The organism is Brevibacillus choshinensis, assembly GCF_016811915.1.
Taxonomy (GTDB): Bacteria; Bacillota; Bacilli; order Brevibacillales; family Brevibacillaceae; genus Brevibacillus; species Brevibacillus choshinensis_A.
The window spans coordinates 4978005-4996374 of sequence record NZ_CP069127.1; the positions used below are offsets into that span (position 1 = coordinate 4978005).

The 18370-nt window shown below is 53.4% G+C and carries 16 protein-coding genes; 3 read left to right on the plus strand and 13 right to left on the minus strand.

All coding sequences use genetic code 11. The features are described 5' to 3' along the window. Positions 1-12 precede the first annotated feature (12 nt). From JNE38_RS24915 to JNE38_RS24945, 7 genes are read right to left on the minus strand one after another with little or no spacing between them, the layout of a single operon-like run. Positions 13-1068 carry a TRAP transporter substrate-binding protein gene (locus tag JNE38_RS24915; protein ID WP_203353778.1) on the minus strand — a complete coding sequence of 352 codons (1056 nt, stop codon included), beginning with the start codon at positions 1066-1068 and terminating at the stop codon, positions 13-15. A gap of 33 nt (positions 1069-1101) precedes the next feature. Then, positions 1102-2130, minus strand: coding sequence for a C-terminal binding protein (locus JNE38_RS24920; RefSeq protein WP_203353779.1), 1029 nt, complete (start codon positions 2128-2130; stop codon positions 1102-1104). A gap of 12 nt (positions 2131-2142) precedes the next feature. Beyond that, a complete protein-coding gene (locus JNE38_RS24925) occupies positions 2143-3420 on the minus strand; it encodes a TRAP transporter large permease (RefSeq protein WP_203353780.1) in 1278 nt (425 codons plus the stop codon). Continuing rightward, complete coding sequence (locus tag JNE38_RS24930; RefSeq protein WP_428993676.1) at positions 3421-3978, minus strand: TRAP transporter small permease; 558 nt, start codon at positions 3976-3978, stop codon at positions 3421-3423. A 21-nt stretch (positions 3979-3999) separates the two neighbouring features. Next, positions 4000-5052: a TRAP transporter substrate-binding protein gene (locus tag JNE38_RS24935; protein ID WP_238933456.1), complete on the minus strand. Its 1053-nt coding sequence runs from the start codon at positions 5050-5052 to the stop codon at positions 4000-4002. A 50-nt stretch (positions 5053-5102) separates the two neighbouring features. Next, a complete protein-coding gene (locus tag JNE38_RS24940) occupies positions 5103-6074 on the minus strand; it encodes a 2-hydroxyacid dehydrogenase (protein ID WP_203353781.1) in 972 nt (323 codons plus the stop codon). After that, entirely contained in the window at positions 6071-7381 is a 1311-nt protein-coding gene (locus JNE38_RS24945; protein WP_203353782.1) for an MFS transporter, read from the minus strand. Before JNE38_RS24945 ends, JNE38_RS24940 begins: the two co-directional genes overlap by 4 nt. A 416-nt stretch (positions 7382-7797) precedes the next feature. Here JNE38_RS24945 and JNE38_RS24950 point away from each other — a divergent pair, with 416 nt between their 5' ends. Further along, complete coding sequence (locus JNE38_RS24950) at positions 7798-8925, plus strand: N-acetylmuramoyl-L-alanine amidase family protein (protein ID WP_203353783.1); 1128 nt, start codon at positions 7798-7800, stop codon at positions 8923-8925. 69 nt (positions 8926-8994) lie between these two features. Here the strand turns inward: JNE38_RS24950 and JNE38_RS30830 are convergent, their stop codons facing one another. Beyond that, positions 8995-10206, minus strand: coding sequence for a copper amine oxidase N-terminal domain-containing protein (locus tag JNE38_RS30830; protein ID WP_238933457.1), 1212 nt, complete (start codon positions 10204-10206; stop codon positions 8995-8997). Between the two features lie 131 nt (positions 10207-10337). Further along, positions 10338-11543 carry an acyl-CoA dehydrogenase family protein gene (locus JNE38_RS24960; RefSeq protein ID WP_203353784.1) on the minus strand — a complete coding sequence of 402 codons (1206 nt, stop codon included), beginning with the start codon at positions 11541-11543 and terminating at the stop codon, positions 10338-10340. A gap of 179 nt (positions 11544-11722) precedes the next feature. Here JNE38_RS24960 and JNE38_RS24965 point away from each other — a divergent pair, with 179 nt between their 5' ends. After that, positions 11723-12628, plus strand: coding sequence for a LysR family transcriptional regulator (locus tag JNE38_RS24965; protein WP_203353785.1), 906 nt, complete (start codon positions 11723-11725; stop codon positions 12626-12628). Between the two features lie 50 nt (positions 12629-12678). Beyond that, positions 12679-13098, plus strand: a complete 420-nt coding sequence (locus JNE38_RS24970) for a GNAT family N-acetyltransferase (protein WP_203353786.1) — start codon at positions 12679-12681, stop codon at positions 13096-13098. Between the two features lie 72 nt (positions 13099-13170). Here the strand turns inward: JNE38_RS24970 and JNE38_RS24975 are convergent, their stop codons facing one another. The 4 genes from JNE38_RS24975 to JNE38_RS24990 form a co-directional block, all read right to left on the minus strand. Then, a complete protein-coding gene (locus tag JNE38_RS24975) occupies positions 13171-14286 on the minus strand; it encodes a mandelate racemase/muconate lactonizing enzyme family protein (RefSeq protein ID WP_203353787.1) in 1116 nt (371 codons plus the stop codon). Between the two features lie 34 nt (positions 14287-14320). After that, positions 14321-15700, minus strand: a complete 1380-nt coding sequence (locus JNE38_RS24980; RefSeq protein ID WP_203353788.1) for a YfcC family protein — start codon at positions 15698-15700, stop codon at positions 14321-14323. A gap of 105 nt (positions 15701-15805) precedes the next feature. Next, complete coding sequence (locus JNE38_RS24985) at positions 15806-17113, minus strand: transcriptional regulator (protein ID WP_203353789.1); 1308 nt, start codon at positions 17111-17113, stop codon at positions 15806-15808. 197 nt (positions 17114-17310) lie between these two features. Then, positions 17311-18330, minus strand: a complete 1020-nt coding sequence (locus JNE38_RS24990) for a tripartite tricarboxylate transporter substrate binding protein (protein WP_428993739.1) — start codon at positions 18328-18330, stop codon at positions 17311-17313. Between the last annotated feature and the right edge of the window lie 40 nt (positions 18331-18370).

Genomic DNA, 18370 nt, shown 5'->3' on the forward strand with positions numbered 1-18370 from the left:
CTTTGCCCCCCTTTACTTGCGCACCTTGGCTACCTCGTCGTACATCTCCTTGACCAGATCCTCCCCGATTTCCTTTGCAAACTTGTCGATGACCGGCTTGATCGCTTCTTGCATGCGTGCCTTTTCCTCCGCCGACACTTCATTGACCTCCATGCCTGCGGCCTTCAGTTCATCCTGCGCTTTCTTGTTTTCCGTCAGGTTCAAATCACGCTGGTACTTTCCTGCCTCTACAGCCGCATCCCGCAAAATCTGCTGCTCCTCGGCAGAAAGCTTATCCCAGAACTTTTTGCTGACGAGGAACACAAAAGGGGTATAGACGTGCTTGGTGACACTGAGGTATTTCTGCACCTCGTTGTACTTGTTCGATTTGATCGTAGCGAGCGGGTTCTCCTGGCCGTCGACCGTGTGGCTTTCCAATGCACTGAATACTTCGGAGAATGCCATCGGGGAAGGGTTGGCTCCCAGTGCCTGGAACGCTTCCAGGTGAACCTGGTTTTGCATCGTACGAATCTTCAGGCCTTTGAAGTCTTCCGCTTTTGTCACTGGATGCTTGTCGTTGGTCAAATTGCGGAATCCATTTTCCCAATAGCCGAGGCCGATCAGATTATGGGCAGGCAGCTTTTCCAGCAGCTTTTGACCCAGCGGCCCGTCGAGTACGGCATGCGCCTCTTTTTCTTCATTAAATACAAACGGAAAGTCGAAGATGGCGTATTCCTTGATATCACCCACCAGCGGGGACGTGGACGGAATCGTGATTTCCTGCAGTCCGGCTTGCAGGGCTTCCGTCATTTTCTTGTCGTCTCCGAGCTGTGCGGCGTAATACGGAGTGACTTTCATTTTCCCTCCGCTCTTCTCGCTGACGATCTCTGCAAATTTCTTCAGCCCCTGTCCTTCGGGGTGATCTTCATTCAGGCCGATTCCCGCTTTGATCGTTCTCTCCTGGATACCTGTCGCAGCAGCTGGTGCCGACGTATTCGCTGCATTCCCGCCGCCTGCTCCGCAGCCTGCCAAGACCAGCAGGGCTGGAATGGTACACCCAATCACCCAATTTTGCATCCACTTTTTCATAACCGCTCCCCCTTCTTTCTTTGAGCCTATGGATTACACAAGTGCCGCGTAGCGTTCTGCGGAAATGCTCTCCCTCAGACGAACGCGTTCCATTACTTCCTTGTTGACCAAATACTTGGGAAATTCCCCATGCAGCAGCACATCGGCGACCCCCATCGCAGCCTTCGCTCTCATCTCCGCCGCTGCTTCCTCGGAGTACCATGCCACATGCGGCGTAAGAATGACGTTGTCCATCCCGACTAGCGGACTTTCCGGCGTAATCGGCTCTTGCTCCACCACATCCAATGCCGCTCCGGCAATCTTTCCGGACTGCAGGGCGTAAATCAGCGCCTGTTCGTCAATGACGGGTCCGCGTGACGTATTGATGATGATGGCTTCTTTTTTCATAGCTGCAAATTGCCTTGCCCCCATCATGCCTTTCGTCGAGTCGGTCAGCGGAGCATGGACCGAAACGATATCAGCCCGCTCGCAGAGCTCTTCGAGTGTGGCCAGCTGTACTCCCAGCTCCGCAGCTACCGATTGGGGAACATACGGATCATGAGCGATCACATTCAGCCCGAGCGGTTTTACTTTTTGCGCCAGCGCCTGCGGGATCTTCCCGAAGCCGACCAGCCCGAGCGTCCTGCCTCGCAGCCTCGTGATCGGCTGCGTCACCTTGAAATCCCAATTTCCGTTTTGGACCGCTTGATGGGCAACGACGATTTTGCGCGTCCATGCCAGCAGGAGGGCAAGGGCGTGGTCCGCCACTTCATCCATGCAGTAATCCGGCACATTCGCCACACAGATGCCCTTTTCCGTAGCTGCCTGCAGATCGACCGTATTGACCCCCACCCCGTAGCGGGTAATCACCTGGCATCTTTCCAGGCCCTCGATGACCCTTCGACTGAGCGGCGCGTACTGGTTGATCACCGCGTCAGCGTCCCAGCAGGCAGCGATCACTTCTTCCTCCGTGCGGCACTGGGCAGGTACCAGAGTGATCCGCTCGTTTTCCAGCACCTGCTCCTCATACCGCAAATCCGTGTACTCCCAATCGGTCACGACCACTTTCCATTTCCTGTCCATGTTTTTTCCTCCTTACGTCAGCCATCCGAGCGGAACCGTCACGATTCCCGGGAACAAGATCAGCAGAATGAGAACAATCACTTCGACCAAGAGGAACGGCCATATCCCCTTCATGATGTCTTCCATTCCGATTTTTCCGACGCCGCACGCCACATTGAGCACAGTCCCGACTGGCGGTGTCAGCAAGCCAATGCAATTGTTCAGGATAAACAAAACGCCAAAGTAGATCGGATCGATGCCGGCCTTGTCGATGATCGGCATCAGGACCGGCGTCATGATCAGGATGGTCGGCGTCAAGTCCATCGCGGTGCCCACCAAAAGGATGATCGCATTGATCACAATCAGCAGGAGCAGTGGATTTTCCACCAGCGGTCCCAACAGACTCGTCAGCTGATCAGGAATGTTTGCCACCGTAATCAGCCAGGCGGACACCATCGCAGCCGCTGCGAGAAACATCACGACGCTCGTCGTCTTGGCTGAGGCGACGAGGATGTGATAAAGCTGAGAGATTTTCAACTCCCGATAGACGGCGATTCCGACGAGCAAGGCATAAAAGGCAGCTACCACCGCCGCTTCCGTCGGCGTGAACACCCCTCCGCGAAGACCGGCGATGATGATGATCGGCAAAAGCAGCGCCCAGACCGCGCCCTTCGACGCCGCCCAAATCTCCTTGAGCGACTTGCGCGGATACGCTTCATAGTCACCTTTTCGCGTGATGATCGCCCAAGTCACCATCAGACCGACGCCGATCATGAGACCGGGAACGATGCCAGCCATGAACAGCTTGGTAATGGACACCCCGCTGGTCACACCGAAGATGATCATCGGGATGCTGGGAGGGATGATGGGAGCGATGATTCCACCTGCCGCAATCAAGCCGGTTGAGCGGTTGCGGTCGTAGCCCGCTCGCACCATCATCGGGATCAAAATCGCGCCGAGCGCCGCCGTATCCGCCACGGCTGAACCGGAGAGGCCGGCGAACAGAATACTGCCGAGAATGGCTACATACCCGAGTCCTCCACGGATGTGCCCCACGAGCGCCATGGCAAACGTGATAATGCGCTTGGAGATCCCCCCAGCATTCATCAATTCCCCTGCCAGGATGAAAAAAGGGATCGCCATCAACGGGAAGTTGTCCGCCCCGCTGATCAGGTTTTGTGCGATAATCTGGCTGTCAAAAATGTCCATGTACACCATCAGGGCTACGCCGCTGAAGAGCAGGGCAAACGCGATGGGCATGCCAAGCGCCATGACACCCAGAAGCGAGCCGACAAAGATACCGAGCGTCATTTACCTACCACCGCCCTGCGCGATTTGCTGCCCTTCGGCCGGCACCAGCAATTCTTCTTCGGATTCCTTCATTCGAATAAAGTCGTCGATGGATTCTCTGCCAAACAAAACACGATACAGCTTGGTCAGAATCACAAGCGCCATACAAATGCTCATGACGATTCCGATGCCGTACACATAGCCGAGCGGCAAACCAGTGGCCGGCGCCTTGCTGTCCATATTGATCAGCGTCATTTTCCAGCTGCCATCCAAAACCAGCCAAAGCACGTACAGAACCAGTCCGTTGGTCACGGCGAATACGACTTTCTTCATGATCGGCGATAGCTTTTTGACCAGCATGTCTACACCGAGATGCTCGTTATCCTTCAATGCGCCGATCGCCCCCAAAAAGATCAGCCAGATGAACAGAAAACGCGACATTTCCTCCGACCAGGTAATTCCTGAATTAAACAAATACCGCAACACGACGTTGCCAAATACGAGAACAGCCATGAACGCCAAGGATATCGCCATCACCGCATCCAGTGACGAGTTCAACGCTTTTGAGAGTTTCCCCACGGTCTTTCACCACCATTTGCTTTATTTGCCCTCTGCTTTGATCTTTTCTACCATTTCCTTTGCCCAAGGATAGGTTTGGTAGATTTCTTCATACAGCGGTTGTGCCGCCGTCTCCATCGCTTGCTGGAACGACTCATCCGGTGCCGTAAACTTGATGCCGTGTTCCATGAGAAACTTCTTGTCGTCCTCGTAGCTCTTTTCGAGCAGCTCCCATTCGTAATCGGCTGAAGCCTTCGCCGCTTCCTCGAGGATTTTTTGCTGCTCAGGCGTAAGCTGGCTCCAAAGCTTGCCGTTGATGATGTACAGGTTGGGGCTGAACATGTGCTTGGATTCCAATACATCGGATTGAACCTCATACCAGGCCGAAGCCTTTAGTGTCGCGATCGGGTTGTCTTGCCCATCGACGACTTTTTGCTCGAGGGCCGTGAAGACTTCCGAGATCGGCATCGGAGTGATGTTGGCTCCCAGCAATTGGCCCAGCTTGATGTAGTTGGGGATATTGGGCATCCGGACGCGCAAGCCTTTGAAGTCTTCGAGGCTGGCGATGGTCCTGTTGCTGGAAAACATCCGGAAGCCGTTGGCGCTCCAGGCCAGAGCATGCACGTCGTGCTTCGCTTCCATCTCGTCCGTCATCTCTTTGCCGATAGGGCCTTGCAAGACTTTCTTGGCGTGCTCGAAATCTTTGAATAAAAACGGCCATTCTCCTACTGCCATCTTGGGCACATCCGCCTGCATGATCAGTCCCGGGATCCCCATTTCGATCGTTCCGTTGCGCACCCCGTCGTAAAATTCCTTTTCTGCTCCCAGCTTGCTGTTGTCATAGATTTGCACCTGCAGGGAGCCGTCGGATTTTTCTTCCACGATCTTTTTAAACTTCTCCCTGAGCGCTACGTTCTGCGGATGGTCCGTCGCGAAGTAGTTGGCTACCTTCAGGACATGGGGCTTGCCCGCCGCAGCCCCGCTGCCCGCGCCGGATGCCGTGCTGCCTGTGCTGCTGCCTCCCCCGCACCCTGAAAGAACCACAGTGGCCGTGAGGAGCAGGCCTGAGAGGATTGCTAGACTCTTTTTTTTCACCTTGCATGCCTCCAATCGATATACAGGTTTTCGCTCTTCTTCCAGCGGGCTTACCCTTGAAGCTCAGGGATCAGATCAGGAGGCTGCTCTCCTTTCACAGCCGCCACCAGATTTTGCGCGGCTCTCATCGCCATATCGAAGCGCGTCTGATTTGTCGCGGATCCGATGTGCGGCAGAGTCACTACTTGCGGCATATAGAGCAAAGGATTGTCAGGAGAAACCGGCTCCTCGGCAAACACATCGAGCCCCGCCCCCCAAATGCGTCCCTCCTGCAAGGCCGCGATCAATGCTTCTTCATCAACGGTTTTTCCGCGGGATGTATTGATGAAGATCGCGGATTCCTTCATGAGCGCAAACTGCTCTCTCCCCATGAAGTGGGTGGTCTCTTCGCTGAGCGGGATCATCAAAACGACAAAGTCGGATTGTCGCAACAGGCCTTCCAGCGGGCTGTAGGTTACGCCCAGCCGCTGCTCCGTTTCCGGTTTGGGCCTGCGGTTGTAATAGAGTACCTCCATGCCAAAGCCGTACTTTCCCCTCCTGGCGATCGCTTCGCCGATTCTGCCCATCCCGATGATTCCGAGCGTCTTGTGATGCACATCGACTCCGAAAAAAGACTTGTCGCTGCCCTTCTCCCATTTCCCCTCCTTGACGTGCCGATCCAGCTCAGGCACTCTTCGCGCAGCTGCCAGGATCAGGGCAAAGGCGAGGTCCGCGACCGTCTCATCGAGTACGTACGGCGTATTTGTTCCCATCACTCCCCGGGACATGAGTGCCGAGCATTCCATGTTGTTGTATCCGACCGAAATATTGCTGACCACCTTCAAATGCGGGGCATGGTCGAGCAGCTCTTCATTGATTTGTCCCCCTACTGTCAGCAAGCCTTCTGCGCGGGCGACCTCCTCCAGCAACCGTGACCGGGGGATCGGTTCTTCTCCCTCCCACTTCCGATACTCACAATGCTCTGCGATATACGCCTCCACTTCTGAAGGGATTGATGTGGCGATGTAGACGTATGGTTTCATGCTTTTGCCTCCTCAATCGGGTTCTTGACGATGAACCAGTAGCAGAGAGCCGCGCAGCCGGCAATGATGCCTCCGGAGACGAACGCAAGCAGGTAGGAGCCAGTCGTATCGACGATGATTCCGGCCACTACCGGAGAGAAGGCTCCGCCGAAATAACCCCCGAAGTTCTGAATGGAACCTACGGATGCGACCAGAGCGGGAGGAGCAATATCGCCGGCCAATGCCCACGCGCTTCCCGTGATCGCCGAAATAAAGGCCAGTGCGAGAGTGAGCAGTGTAAGCGTTATCACAATACCTTGAACAAATGGAATGAGGATGACGACGATCGCTGCGCCGATCGCGCAAATGCTGATCAATAGCCGCTTGGCATGAATCGGGGTGCTCCTGCCTTTATCGACCATTATTTTGGTGATGTAGCCTCCAAAGATGTTGCCGAAGATGCCGCCAATCCATGGGATGCTCGCATAGATGCCCAGCTGAGCCAGCGTGATGTGATGGACTTCCACCAGATACAGCGGGAGGAAAATGAGGAAGATGTTCCAAATCCAGATCGTGCAGAAAAATCCGAGAATCATGCCCCACACGCTCCGGTACGTGAACAGCGTTCGCCACTTGATGCTCGTTTGCTGCAAGCCTTGCTCGGATCCGGAGCCATCCGCCTGAATGTACGCCCTCTCCTCCGCTGAAAGCTTGCTGCTTTTGTCGGGATTGCGATAGAAAATGATGAATAAGATTGCGAATACTATGCCGACAATTCCGGTGATGTAGAACAACGATCTCCACCCAAAGCTCACCAGGATCAATACCAGAATGGGAGGCGCAATCGCAGGTCCCCATTTGGAGGAAGAATCCCAGAAGCCCGTCGCCAGGCCCCGCTCCTTTTTCGGAAACCAGCTTGCCGTGATCTTGGCAGCAGTCGGAAAACAAGGAGCTTCTCCGACGCCCAGCAGCAGCCTGGCGGCAATGAAGGAGGACATCTTGCTGACTGCCCCCGTCAGGAACGTGGCGAGACTCCACCAGATGACGGCTACAGAGTATACTTTCTTCGCACCAAAGCGGTCAATCAACCATCCTGAAGGCAGCTGCATGAGCGCATAGGACCAGGAAAATACGGTGCCCAAAAGACCGATGTCCGTCTTTGTGAGACCTAGTTCTTTCATCATTTCCGGAGCGGCGATGGATAGATTGGCACGATCCAGATAGTTGATGATCCCCCCGATCAAAAGCCAAATGACTACAGTCCAGCGGAAGTTCTTCTTCGTTTCCAATGGGAGACTTTCTTTTTGCGGTACCGAAGGCGCACTCATGGGACAACCTCCTTTTGCGGGTTTTGTTTTACATTATCAAACACAGTTTTATAAAAATGACTTAAAAAAACGACGACAAGCTCACTCTCTGAAAGCGTTGTCACATTTTCCGCTTAAAAAAGGAGTCTGCACACTGGTCACCTCCATTTGTTTTATAATATAAAACTACGTTCTGATATTGCTTGTTTTTAAATGCGCACTTCCAAAAGGCGTGCGCCAGAGTAATTTTCATTCAATTCCATCTATTCTGTTAACAACTATACTAGCGGGTGCTCGAAATCATGTCAACGAAAAATATTCCAGATTCTTCCCCTATTAGGCCCACCTGAAAGACAGGAAAATATACCCTACAACATTCGTACAAGGTTCCCTATAATGGTCTGCAAAACGAAACCACTGACTTATGAGGAGAAGCCATGAAGAAGAGTACTCGCAAGGCAGCCATCATCATCGCCATGCTGCTATCCACCTCTATCCCCCGCTGGGAGCATGCTCAAGCCGTTTCAACGGACAATGCCGTCGTACTGGCCACATCGTTGAATGTCCGCAGCGAGCCTGCCCAGAAGTCAACCATCGTTGGATCACTTTCCTACGGCACGATCGTTTCTGTCTCCGGTGACGCATATGGATGGTCTAAAGTAAGCTCGGGCAAGGTCTCCGGCTGGGTCGCCGGCCATTATTTGAAGCAAACGAATGCAGCCCCAAAAGCCAATGTCTCCTCTTCCGGTAACCAGGGATCGAGCAGCAGCACTTCGATCGGAACCGTACAAGCCGATGCCTTGCGCATGCGAAAAGGACCGGGATTGGACCAAGGAATCGTGCGCGTACTGCCTATGAATACAGCTGTGGAAATCATCGGTCAGCAAAATGACTGGCTTCGGATTCGCACTTCATCCGGTGAGATCGGGTGGGTGTCTGGCACTTATATCGGGAAGCAAAAGGCGGGATCGGTTATTTCCGCTTCCAAAGCCATCGGCTCCAAACCATCTGGAAAGCCCTGCTTGAAAGGAAAGCTCATCGTCGTGGATGCCGGACACGGCGGGGGTGACGTCGGTGCCATCGGCAGCAAGTACGGCACATTGGAAAAGACCGTGAACTTGCAAACTGCCAACAAACTGGCTCAAAAGCTTCGTCAGCGCGGAGCCGTGGTCGTCATGACCCGCACCGGAGCCGATGAAAATCCTGCCTTGCACGATCGGGTCGAGATCAGTGAGGCACGGAATGCAGACGCTTTTATCAGCATTCACTACAATTCCTCGCCGAAGAATGTAAACGGTACCTTGACCTTCTTTTATTCAGAGAACAAAGACAAGCCGCTGGCTCAAGCCATCGAAGCCAGGCTCGGCAAAGTCTACGGGACCAAAAGCAACGGCGTTTCCTTTGGAGACTACCACGTGCTGCGGGAAAATGACCAGCCGTCCGTACTCCTCGAGCTCGGTTTTTTGACGGCTGCCAAGGATGAAGGACTCGCGAGGACGGCTGATTATCAGCAGCGCTCGGCAGATGCGATCGTAAAAGGATTGGCGGATTACTTTGGGGAATAGGGAAAACGAAGAGAAAAGAGAGCATGAAACTCCTCACGCTCTCTTTTTTGAATGGGTTTATTTATGGAGTTATGGAGTTACCGTTTCGTTGCTTGCTGGCAGTGCGGCTTGCTGTTCCCCAGCCGCATCGCCGCTCGCGGTTCCATCCTGCTGACCAGCTTCTGTGCTAGTAGTTCCGTCTTGCTGACCTGCTTCTGTGCCCGCAGTTCCGTCCGGCTGACCTGCCTCTGTGCCCGTAGTTCCGTCCGGCTGACCATCCTCGATGATGATGAGGTCTCCCTCCTCCTGGTAGCCTACTTTTGCGTTCAGCTGTTCACCGATAAATCGCAGCGGCAAAAAGACACGCCCGTTCTTCAGCACTGGGGCCGTCTCCAGCTTCACCTTGGTGCCGTTCACGTCAGCTTCGTTGGAATCCAGATAAAGCGTGATCTTGGTTTCTCCCCGCACGACTTCCACCGTACGATTTTCTCCGTCCCATTTCACGTCAGCTTTCAAGGAAGCGCTGATGGCGCGGACTGGAACCAGGGCACGCCCTTTTTCGATGAACGGTGCGACATCCATCGCGACCTCTGCCCCGTTTACATATGTTTTCAGCGATTCGTCCCCTGCTTTTTCGTAGAGTTCTCCCAGTTTTTCATACAACTCGGTATCCCCTGGTTTGTAAAAGCGACCCAGCAGCTCCTTTTGAACTTCCAATGCTTGCGAAAGCTCTGTTTGCTTTTCCAGCTGCTCGGTCAGCGCTTCGTATTTCGCTTTGAGCTCCTCTGTGATCTCCGTCGCATGCTTCAACTGCTGGCGCAGCTCGATCATCTCTTTTTTCGTCCGGACAGCCTCTTTTACAGCTTCCTTTTTGGTCAGCTCCTGCTGAGTGTCAGGATCTGCGGTTGCAGTCCCATCAGGATTCGTTTGAGTGGCTGTATCTGTGTTTCTGCCGCTTCCCTTGCCTGGCTTGTCCACTCCTTTGCCATGACCCCTCGAGCCCGATTGTTGATCGTCTGCATTGCCATCATCGGAATCATCGATGTCGCCAGAAGCGTCGCCTGAGTCATTGGCGTTATCGGAATCGCCGTCAACGCCGCCTTGATCATCATCGTCATCATCTTGTTTATCCTCTTTACCATCGCGGCCTTTTTTATCGCCTTTGCCTTTGCCTTCTCCGCCCTTGCCTTCCCCGCCTTTGCCTTTCCCTGCTTCCTTCACCGGTTTCTCAGCTTGCACCACACCTACGGGTACGCTAGCCAAGATAGCCAAAACGAGACTGGTCGTCAAAAGTTTCTTCACACTGCATCCCTCCATGCTGTCTTAGTTGTAAGGCTTATAATGGATGTATCGGAAATGGCGAAAAATAAATGAATATAAATATTCTTCGATGTGAAATAAAAAAGCCACTCTGCACTTTTTTCCGCTTGCAATCAGGATAGCTGCGAATCCTTTTGATTCAACGGCAGCCCCAGCTCCAGCTTGCCAAACATTTCGCCCAGGTGGTCCATATTGAAGGTAATGTGCATGGACGAAGCCTGTACGTCCCTCCAGTAGCGCTGCAGGGGATTGGCTTCGAACATGCTGCCCGCACCGCTGGAATCCATCATGGTTTTGACTGCTTGATTGCATAGTCTCGCTGTGAATCCGTAATTGCGGCGCAAACGCAAACGTTCATACGTATCGATCGGCTGATCGGCAGCGAGTCTAGCCAACGATTTTTCAAAAAGGGCCTGAGCTGCCTCGAGGGTAGCAGACACTTCAGCCACGCGGATCTGCTGATGGGTAAAATCGGCAACTCTCGCATTTCGCACGGTCGCTTTGCCCTTGATCCCTTCTCTCCACAGCTCGTATGCATCGAGACTGGCGCCGAGCAGAGCGGAGGCGAGACTGACCGGAATCACCGCGTACAAAGGATACTGGTACAAGACATTTCCAGTCAAATGGCTTCCGGGCCCTTCCCCTTTTTGGCACCATGCGACCATATCGATTGTCCGGTGCTCCGGAACGAACGCCCGACTCACTCGCAGATGATTACTCCCCGTTCCTCTCTGTGCGATGGTATTCCACGTCGGGACGATCGTAAAATCCCTTTTCGGGACGAGCAGCATCATGGGTCTCTGCGAATCTATGCCATTTCCTGCTCCTGCAGCTGCATGGGCAAAAATCATCGCCCAGTCGCTATGGTCGATTCCAGACGAAAAGCCCCACTCTCCCTCTACCAAATAGCCTCCGTCTACTCTCGTGACCTGATTGGCAGGCGATCCGCCAAAGGAAGAAGCGATGCAGGCATCCGGCTCCTCGCCCCAGACCTCTCGCTGGGCTTCTTCGGAATAATAGGCCAGCATCCAGGAATGCAGCACCAAGAGCCCGTAGCACCAGCCCGCTGAAGGATCGGCTTTTGCCAGCTCGACAGTCGTCTCGTACATGGTCTGGATCCCCAGCTCCGCACCGCCCCAGCGCTTGGGCATGAGGGCCCGGATCAGTCCGGCATTGCGAAAGGCTTGGATCGTTTCCTTTGGCTGGCAGCGGAGCTCTTCCGTCAGAGCGGCGCGTGACCGAATGGCCGGGACCATCTCGCGGATGAGCTCCATCGCTTTGTCGTGAGTAAGTGGTTGTATGCTTTGGCTTTGCATCATCGATTCCTCCCTGGCATGTGATCTTATGGATCATGGTACACCCAGATGTCAGCTGGATTGAAATACCGGGATATGATATCGGTAATAAGCTCTCCTTATTACGATCTCTCTTTTCCTCACTTGCATGTTATGATGAAAAAACAGCCTATCGCTGCAGATCGAATGTCAGGAGGCCCTTTATGGACGTTCGCCAACTCCGGTACTTTATCGCGGTCGCAGAGCACTTGAATTTTACCGAAGCTGCCCGCGCCCTGTTTGTCGCTCAACCCGCCGTTAGCCAGCAGATCGCTCATTTGGAAAAAAGCCTCGGTGTCCAGCTGTTTATCCGAAGCAAGCATTCGGTGGAATTGACGCATGCCGGAGCCATATTTCTCAAGGATGCCCGGGAAATTGTGAAGCGATTGGAAGAGTCGATAGAGACGGTCCAGCTGGCCGAGGAAGGCAAGGTAGGTAATATCAAGATCGGTCTGCTGAGTGTCTCCGTGCGCACCTTCCTCCCATTGGTCGTAAGAGCGTTCCGTAAAAAGCATCCCTCTATCCGCATCCACTTTGCCTTTTATAACGTCGGGGAAATGAACCATAAGCTGGAAAAGGATGAAATTGACCTCGCGTTTACCCTCTCTCACGGATTGGGCAAGCTAGGCAGCATCGCATCAAAAAAACTGTGGACGCAGCGCTACTGTGTCATCTTGCCCCATGATCACCCGCTGGCAGCCAGCCCCTCCCTGCGGCTCGAACAGCTGGCCCAGGAGCCCTTTGTCATGCTGGACCGTGCTCAATCTCCCCAAGGCTATGATCACATCCTGTCGCTCTGCGCGAAGAGGGGGTTCTCCCCTGATATCGTCAGTCATGCTTCCCGGATCGATGCCGTCATGCTCATGGTCGATGCAGGTATCGGCATTACCGTTCAAACCAAGCATGTGCACTTGTATGCCACTCCTACTCTCCGATTAATTGAGCTGGAAGGGGAGGAATACGAGGTGGATGTCGTCACATCCTGGAAGGAGCAAACAACCAATCGCTCCGTTGCCTTGTTCCTGGAGGAAGTCGAGTTGTGGTTGGGGAATACTGTAGGTGCTTTATAAAGGGTACGAATATTATGAGTACGATACAATCAAAAAGGAGACAATCACACATGGAGCTGTCCATTTCCAATGAGTCGACCCCATCGGACAAAGCCTATGTCCGGCAAAAGATGTATGAGTTCAACTCGGCCCATTTTCCCGCCGAGCTGAAAGGGAGATATCAGGAGGTCAATCTGTTTGTAAAAGATGCCGAGGGTCAATTGTTCGGCGGCATCCTGACCGAAATCGCCTGGAACTGGATGGAGGTCCACTATCTGTATGTGAGCGAAGAGCTCCGCAAAGCAGGCTATGGCTCCAAGCTGATGGCAGAAGCGGAAAGAATCGCCCGCGAGAACAAGTGCGATTTCATCAAGCTCGATACGTTAAGCTTTCAAGCACTGGAGTTCTATCGGAGGCTTGGCTTTGAAGTGTACGGACAAATCGAAAATGCCGGCGGATTTACCCACTACTATTTGAAAAAAAATCTGTAGACTCCCACTGCAGGGAACCAAAAAAAGAGCGAGGGGCCTATGCCCCCTGCTCTTTATTCATGCTTACCGCTCTTAGTCGGCCAAAATGACAGTCGACATCTGCGTCATATCAGCAATCGCCTGCTCGTTCACCGCAAGTCCGAGGCCCGGGCGATCCGGCAGCTTGATGGTTTTGTTCTCGTACGGGAACGGCGCTACGTCGCGGGAGATCATCAGCGGACCTACCAGCTCGTTGGAGATGATCGCTTTTTTGGCCGCTGACAAATGGGCTCCGGCAGCCGTCGCTATCGCTGATTCGACCATGGAGCCCACCTGACACTCCATCCCGGCCATCTCTGCCTGTGCTACCAGCTTCAGCGCCGGATAAATTCCGCCTGCTTTCATCAGCTTGATGTTCAGTTTGTCTGCGGCTTGCTTGATAATCGTCTCCCGCATTTCACGATCACCGTGCACACCTTCATCAATCATGACGGGAATAGGCGTCTGCCTTCGGATTTCCGCAAGGGCTGTAATGTCGTCTGCCAAGACTGGCTGCTCGATCCAGTCAATCCTGCAATCCTTCACCTGCTCCAGCACCCACATGCTGAGTGCGCGGTTCTTCCACCCCTGATTGGCGTCGACGCGAAGCTGCACGTCATGCCCGATCGCCTTTCGCACAGCGCGGATACGCTCTACGTCCAGAGCTGGATTGGAGCCTACCTTGATCTTGATCGTCGCGTATCCGTCCCGAAGCGCCTGCACAGCTTCTTCCGCCATGACGCTTGGCTCCAATATGCTGACGACGTATGGCACAGGCATCACTTCATGGTAGCGCCCGCCCAAAAGATTGTAGACCGGTTGTCCCGTCGCTTTTCCCATGATGTCATAGCAGGCCAGATCAATGGCGGCTTTGGCTGAGGGAGATCCGTAAACAGTGGCGCCCATCCGTTCATGAATTCGCTCGATCGCAAACGGGTCCTCTCCCATCACGAGTGGAGCCAGGTGATGGACCAGCATGCTGTACGTACTCTCCCATGTCTCTCCCGTCACATGCTGATCAGGTGTAGCCTCTCCGTAGCCTGTGATTCCTGCATCCGTCTCCATCTTGATGATCAGAGTCGGCATGTCGTAGTACGCATCATACGCGACGATAAATGGCCGGATGAGAGGGAGTTTGATACCCGATACGGTAATCGAAGTGATTTTCACAGCAGATCCACCCTTCTTGTTCAGGTAAAGGTCCTTACTGATAGCCAATCAAGTGTGCAATGGTCACGAAGATGGCCCCGAGCAAATAGTGACCGATGATCAACGGCAATATCCACTTGGCCCATTTCACCCAGGATACGCCCGCCAAAGCCAAACCCGCCATGAAATATCCCGATGTCGGTGTGAAAATGTTGGAGATTCCGTCCCCCAACTGAAACGCCAGCACAGCCGTTTGGCGAGTCACACCGACCAGGTCTCCCAGCGGGGCCATGATCGGCATGGTCACCGCCGCTTGCCCGCTGCCTGACGGAATGATGTAACTAATCAGACATTGGACGATATACATTCCGATCGCGGTCAGACCGGATGGAAGTGATCCCACCGCATTTGCCAGGCCGTACAGGATCGTATCCATGATCTTGCCATCTTGCAGAATCACCAGAATCCCTCTCGCCACGCCAACAACCAATGCTCCCATCACCAACGTACGGCAGCCTTCGATGAATGCTTCCGCGATGTTGTTCAGTGAGATCTTGGAAACGATCCCCATCAGCACACCCATCAAGAGGAACAATCCCGCAATCTCCGTCAAGTACCAGCCTAGCTTGGATACCCCGATGGCCAAAACGACAAGCGTAGCCAGCAGGATGACCAAGACCAGCTTTTGTCTTCCCGTCAAGCCCGTGAACTGCTCCGCTTGCGGTTGCTTTTCTATCATCGTCAGATCCGAATCGTAGGTAATGCTGCTCTTCGGATCCTTTTTCACTTTATCTGCATAGCGCATGACAAACCAGATGCTGACACCGACAAATACGACCCACATCACGAGGCGCAGCCCCAATCCAGAGAACACCGGAATCTGTGCAATCCCTTGTGCGACACCGACCGTAAACGGGTTCATGAATGCCGACGCAAATCCTGCTGATGTTCCGAGCAGCACGACAGCTGCCCCTGTCATCGAGTCAAAGCCGAGCCTCAGCATGAGCGGCACCAGAATCGTGATGTACGGAATGGTCTCCTCTGCCAAGCCGAGCATGGCTCCCCCGAGGGCAAAGAAGATCATCAAGACGGGAATGATCAGCTTCTCGCGACCCGCCATTCGCTGCGAAATGCTTCCGACTGCGCCTTCGATCACATTCGTCGAACGCAGGATTCCAAAAGAACCACCTACGATAAAAATGTAAAAGATGATGTCCGCAGCTTCGGTCATTCCTGTATAAATGGACTGGAAGACGTCCATGAAGCCTGCATGTTCGGCTTCGACCGGATGGTAGCTGCCATCCACGGCAATCATACGGCCATTGGCGTCCTCTGCGCGATCGTACTCACCAGGGGTAACCACGTAAGTAGCAATGGCCGCTAGTAAAATGACGGAAAACAAGATGACAAATACGTGAGGCACTCTTGAAGCCATGTCTGAACCCTCCCTCGTTAAAGATTACCGACAGATGTCGCTATCATGTCGTAAATTTATAAAAATTAATATAAGGGAATATTCATACGGTCGTCAAGAAATTTTCTAAAAATTGCTGCGATATACAGCCCTCGGCCTTCCCTGTTTGTACGGCTGCTCTTCTCCCACCGACTCGACAAAATGCTGCTCGATCATTTTCTTCAAAATCCGTTCGGCACTTCTCCTGCTCAGCTGTAAATATTCGGAAAGATCCGTTGCCGTAAAACGGTTCTCGCGGCGCAGCTTAATAAAGCTGGACAGCTTGCTGACCGTAGCGATGCTAAGCCCGGTCAATTCGGCTATATGCAAGAGCTCCCGATCTTCGCTTTTCAAATGGTAGGCTTTGTTGGCTGCGCCGAGTGGCCCAATCACTTCTTTCTCATGCGTAACCAGAAATGCACTGCTCTCTTTTTGCTTCCGTGCGTGAAACAGCCCGATGCGTGCATGAGCTTCCGCTTCCTTGGCCGTCATGCCAAACCCAAATCCCATGCTGATGGTCACGCCAAACAAATGCTCCATGCTTCCCATCACAGGCATCCGTGTGAAATGATCGGTCATTTGTTCAATGCTGCCTCTCGTCCCATACAGGATGAACTGATCCAATCCAAGCTGCTGGATGGAAGCATCCGTCTCCTTGCCCAATTCAAGCAGCAATTGCTGCAGCATGATTCCTGCATCAGGCTTTGCCCCTTCGCCGTCCCCATCGAGCTGATTGATGGCGGCCAGGCCTACGGCAATCTGCGCATTTTCACTGATCATCAGCTGTCCGATATGGGCAGCTCTGGCGACTGTTTCCCGGATGCTCTTCTCCGGCACGATCATATTGATACAAGGAATTCCTAGCAATTTCAATTGTTCATAGACATAATCCACACTGGTCAATACCAGGTTGCACCTGCCACTCTGATAGTTTTCCCGATGAAAATGGAAGATTTGCTCCGGATCAAACACCGTTCCCGCTCCGTCGATGATCTGGCTGTAATCAGTCACGCACCACTGCGAGCTGTCCAGCTCCCATTCCGCGACGGCTTGCTCCAAGTAGGATCGCTTTGGAGTATCCACGGACAGGGCGCGCAGACCCTCGCTGCGATTCAGCAGAATGTGCCCGAGATTGAGGGTCAGGGTGTATTCGTCAGATGGAATGTACACAGATGGCAAGCGTTTCCCCGATTTTCTTTGATTGGCAAAGTAATAAGGCAGCGGACCGGCAAATAGCAGTACGTCGCACCCTTGGATTTGCTCTACCAATGCACCACACTCCATCGGATTTCGATAGAGGTACGCCTGAAATTTGATCTGGTCAAAATGTTCTGCGTGCGCCGTAATACGTGGGGCAAAATCTTCGGGCGTGATCACGGCTACTCGTATCAGCATGAACGTCCTCTCCTTTCATCCAGCCTTTTGGAATTCCTGCTCCCTGCTATTTTGAATCATACCAGAAAAGTCCGATGATTCACACATCTCCGGTTAGCAATCGCGCATGGATCGTTGTCCCGATGCCTAGCCAAGGCCTCAAACAATCAGCCACAAAACTACCATTCTTTCGAACAGGAGCTCTGTGGCTGCATCCCTCATTTTCTCATGTTCTTTTTCGTAGCCAATTCCGTGTAATACGCGGTTTCCCGGTTGACATCCTGATTGAACTCGGTGCTGTTGGCATAGTCATTTTCCACTTGAATATCCGTCAGCTTCTTGACGAACGCAGGGTCCTGCTCCATTTTGGCGATCGACTCCTGCCATTTGGCGATGACGTAGTCCGGGGTTCCTTTGGCGAAGGACACACCCGTCCACCAGAAAACCGTCAGACCTTTGATCCCGAGCTCTTCCGCTGTCGGCACGTCTGGAAGAAAAGGACTGCGCTCTTGGCCGGATACCGCGAGAATCTTGACCTTCCCTGCCTGCAGCATCGGCATGATTTCCCCGATCGTATGAACAGCCAGAACCGCATGACCCCCAGCGACCTTAGGAACAGAATCGGAAGCGCCTTTCGTCACGATCATTCTCGTCTTGGAGAAATCCGCGCCGATCGCATCGAGCCATTCCGCTACGCCAAATGCAGAAAATCCGGCAGGTCCGACAGACGTCCAGGTCAATTGCTCCGGATGCGCCTTCACCCATTGAGAAAATTCCGCGAAGTCCTTCCAGGGAGCGTCTGCCTTGACGGCGAATGCCAAGGTCCCTTTGCCAATGCGTGACGTGTAAATTTGATCCTCATTTTTCACTGGGGAATTCAGCATGCCTGCGGTGAGCATCGTCGTATTGGAGACGTTGACAGCCAATGCGGTATATCCATCTGGTTTTGCCTGCTTCAGGGCATATTCCGCTCCTACCGCACCGCCGCCTCCTGCTTTGTTGACGACGACGATCGGCTGTCCCCATTCCTTGCTCAAATAGTCTGCGGTAGCGCGTGCGACCAGATCCACTCCACCCCCGGCCGAATAGGGGACGATATACTCGATCTGTTTGGTCGGATATTCCGGAGCCGGTTCACTTGGCGCAGGCTGAGCGGATGTCGGAGCGCCCTGAGTGGTCGCTGGCGTGTCTTTGGCTCCGCATGCACTGACTGAGACTGCCATCAAAAAAGACATCATGAGTGTTGCCCATTGCTTATACCCTTTCAACTTTGACTCC

Excerpts from the sequence above, each read along its gene's own strand:
- JNE38_RS24915 (WP_203353778.1), bottom strand. The coding sequence starts at position 1,068 with ATGAAAAAGTGGATGCAAAATTGGGTGATTGGGTGTACCATTCCAGCC.
- JNE38_RS24920 (WP_203353779.1), bottom strand. The coding sequence starts at position 2,130 with ATGGACAGGAAATGGAAAGTGGTCGTGACCGATTGGGAGTACACGGAT.
- JNE38_RS24925 (WP_203353780.1), bottom strand. The coding sequence starts at position 3,420 with ATGACGCTCGGTATCTTTGTCGGCTCGCTTCTGGGTGTCATGGCGCTT.
- JNE38_RS24940 (WP_203353781.1), bottom strand. The coding sequence starts at position 6,074 with ATGAAACCATACGTCTACATCGCCACATCAATCCCTTCAGAAGTGGAG.
- JNE38_RS24945 (WP_203353782.1), bottom strand. The coding sequence starts at position 7,381 with ATGAGTGCGCCTTCGGTACCGCAAAAAGAAAGTCTCCCATTGGAAACG.
- JNE38_RS24950 (WP_203353783.1), top strand. The coding sequence starts at position 7,798 with ATGAAGAAGAGTACTCGCAAGGCAGCCATCATCATCGCCATGCTGCTA.
- JNE38_RS24960 (WP_203353784.1), bottom strand. The coding sequence starts at position 11,543 with ATGATGCAAAGCCAAAGCATACAACCACTTACTCACGACAAAGCGATG.
- JNE38_RS24965 (WP_203353785.1), top strand. The coding sequence starts at position 11,723 with ATGGACGTTCGCCAACTCCGGTACTTTATCGCGGTCGCAGAGCACTTG.
- JNE38_RS24970 (WP_203353786.1), top strand. The coding sequence starts at position 12,679 with ATGGAGCTGTCCATTTCCAATGAGTCGACCCCATCGGACAAAGCCTAT.
- JNE38_RS24980 (WP_203353788.1), bottom strand. The coding sequence starts at position 15,700 with ATGGCTTCAAGAGTGCCTCACGTATTTGTCATCTTGTTTTCCGTCATT.
- JNE38_RS24985 (WP_203353789.1), bottom strand. The coding sequence starts at position 17,113 with ATGCTGATACGAGTAGCCGTGATCACGCCCGAAGATTTTGCCCCACGT.
- JNE38_RS24990 (WP_428993739.1), bottom strand. The coding sequence starts at position 18,330 with ATGATGTCTTTTTTGATGGCAGTCTCAGTCAGTGCATGCGGAGCCAAA.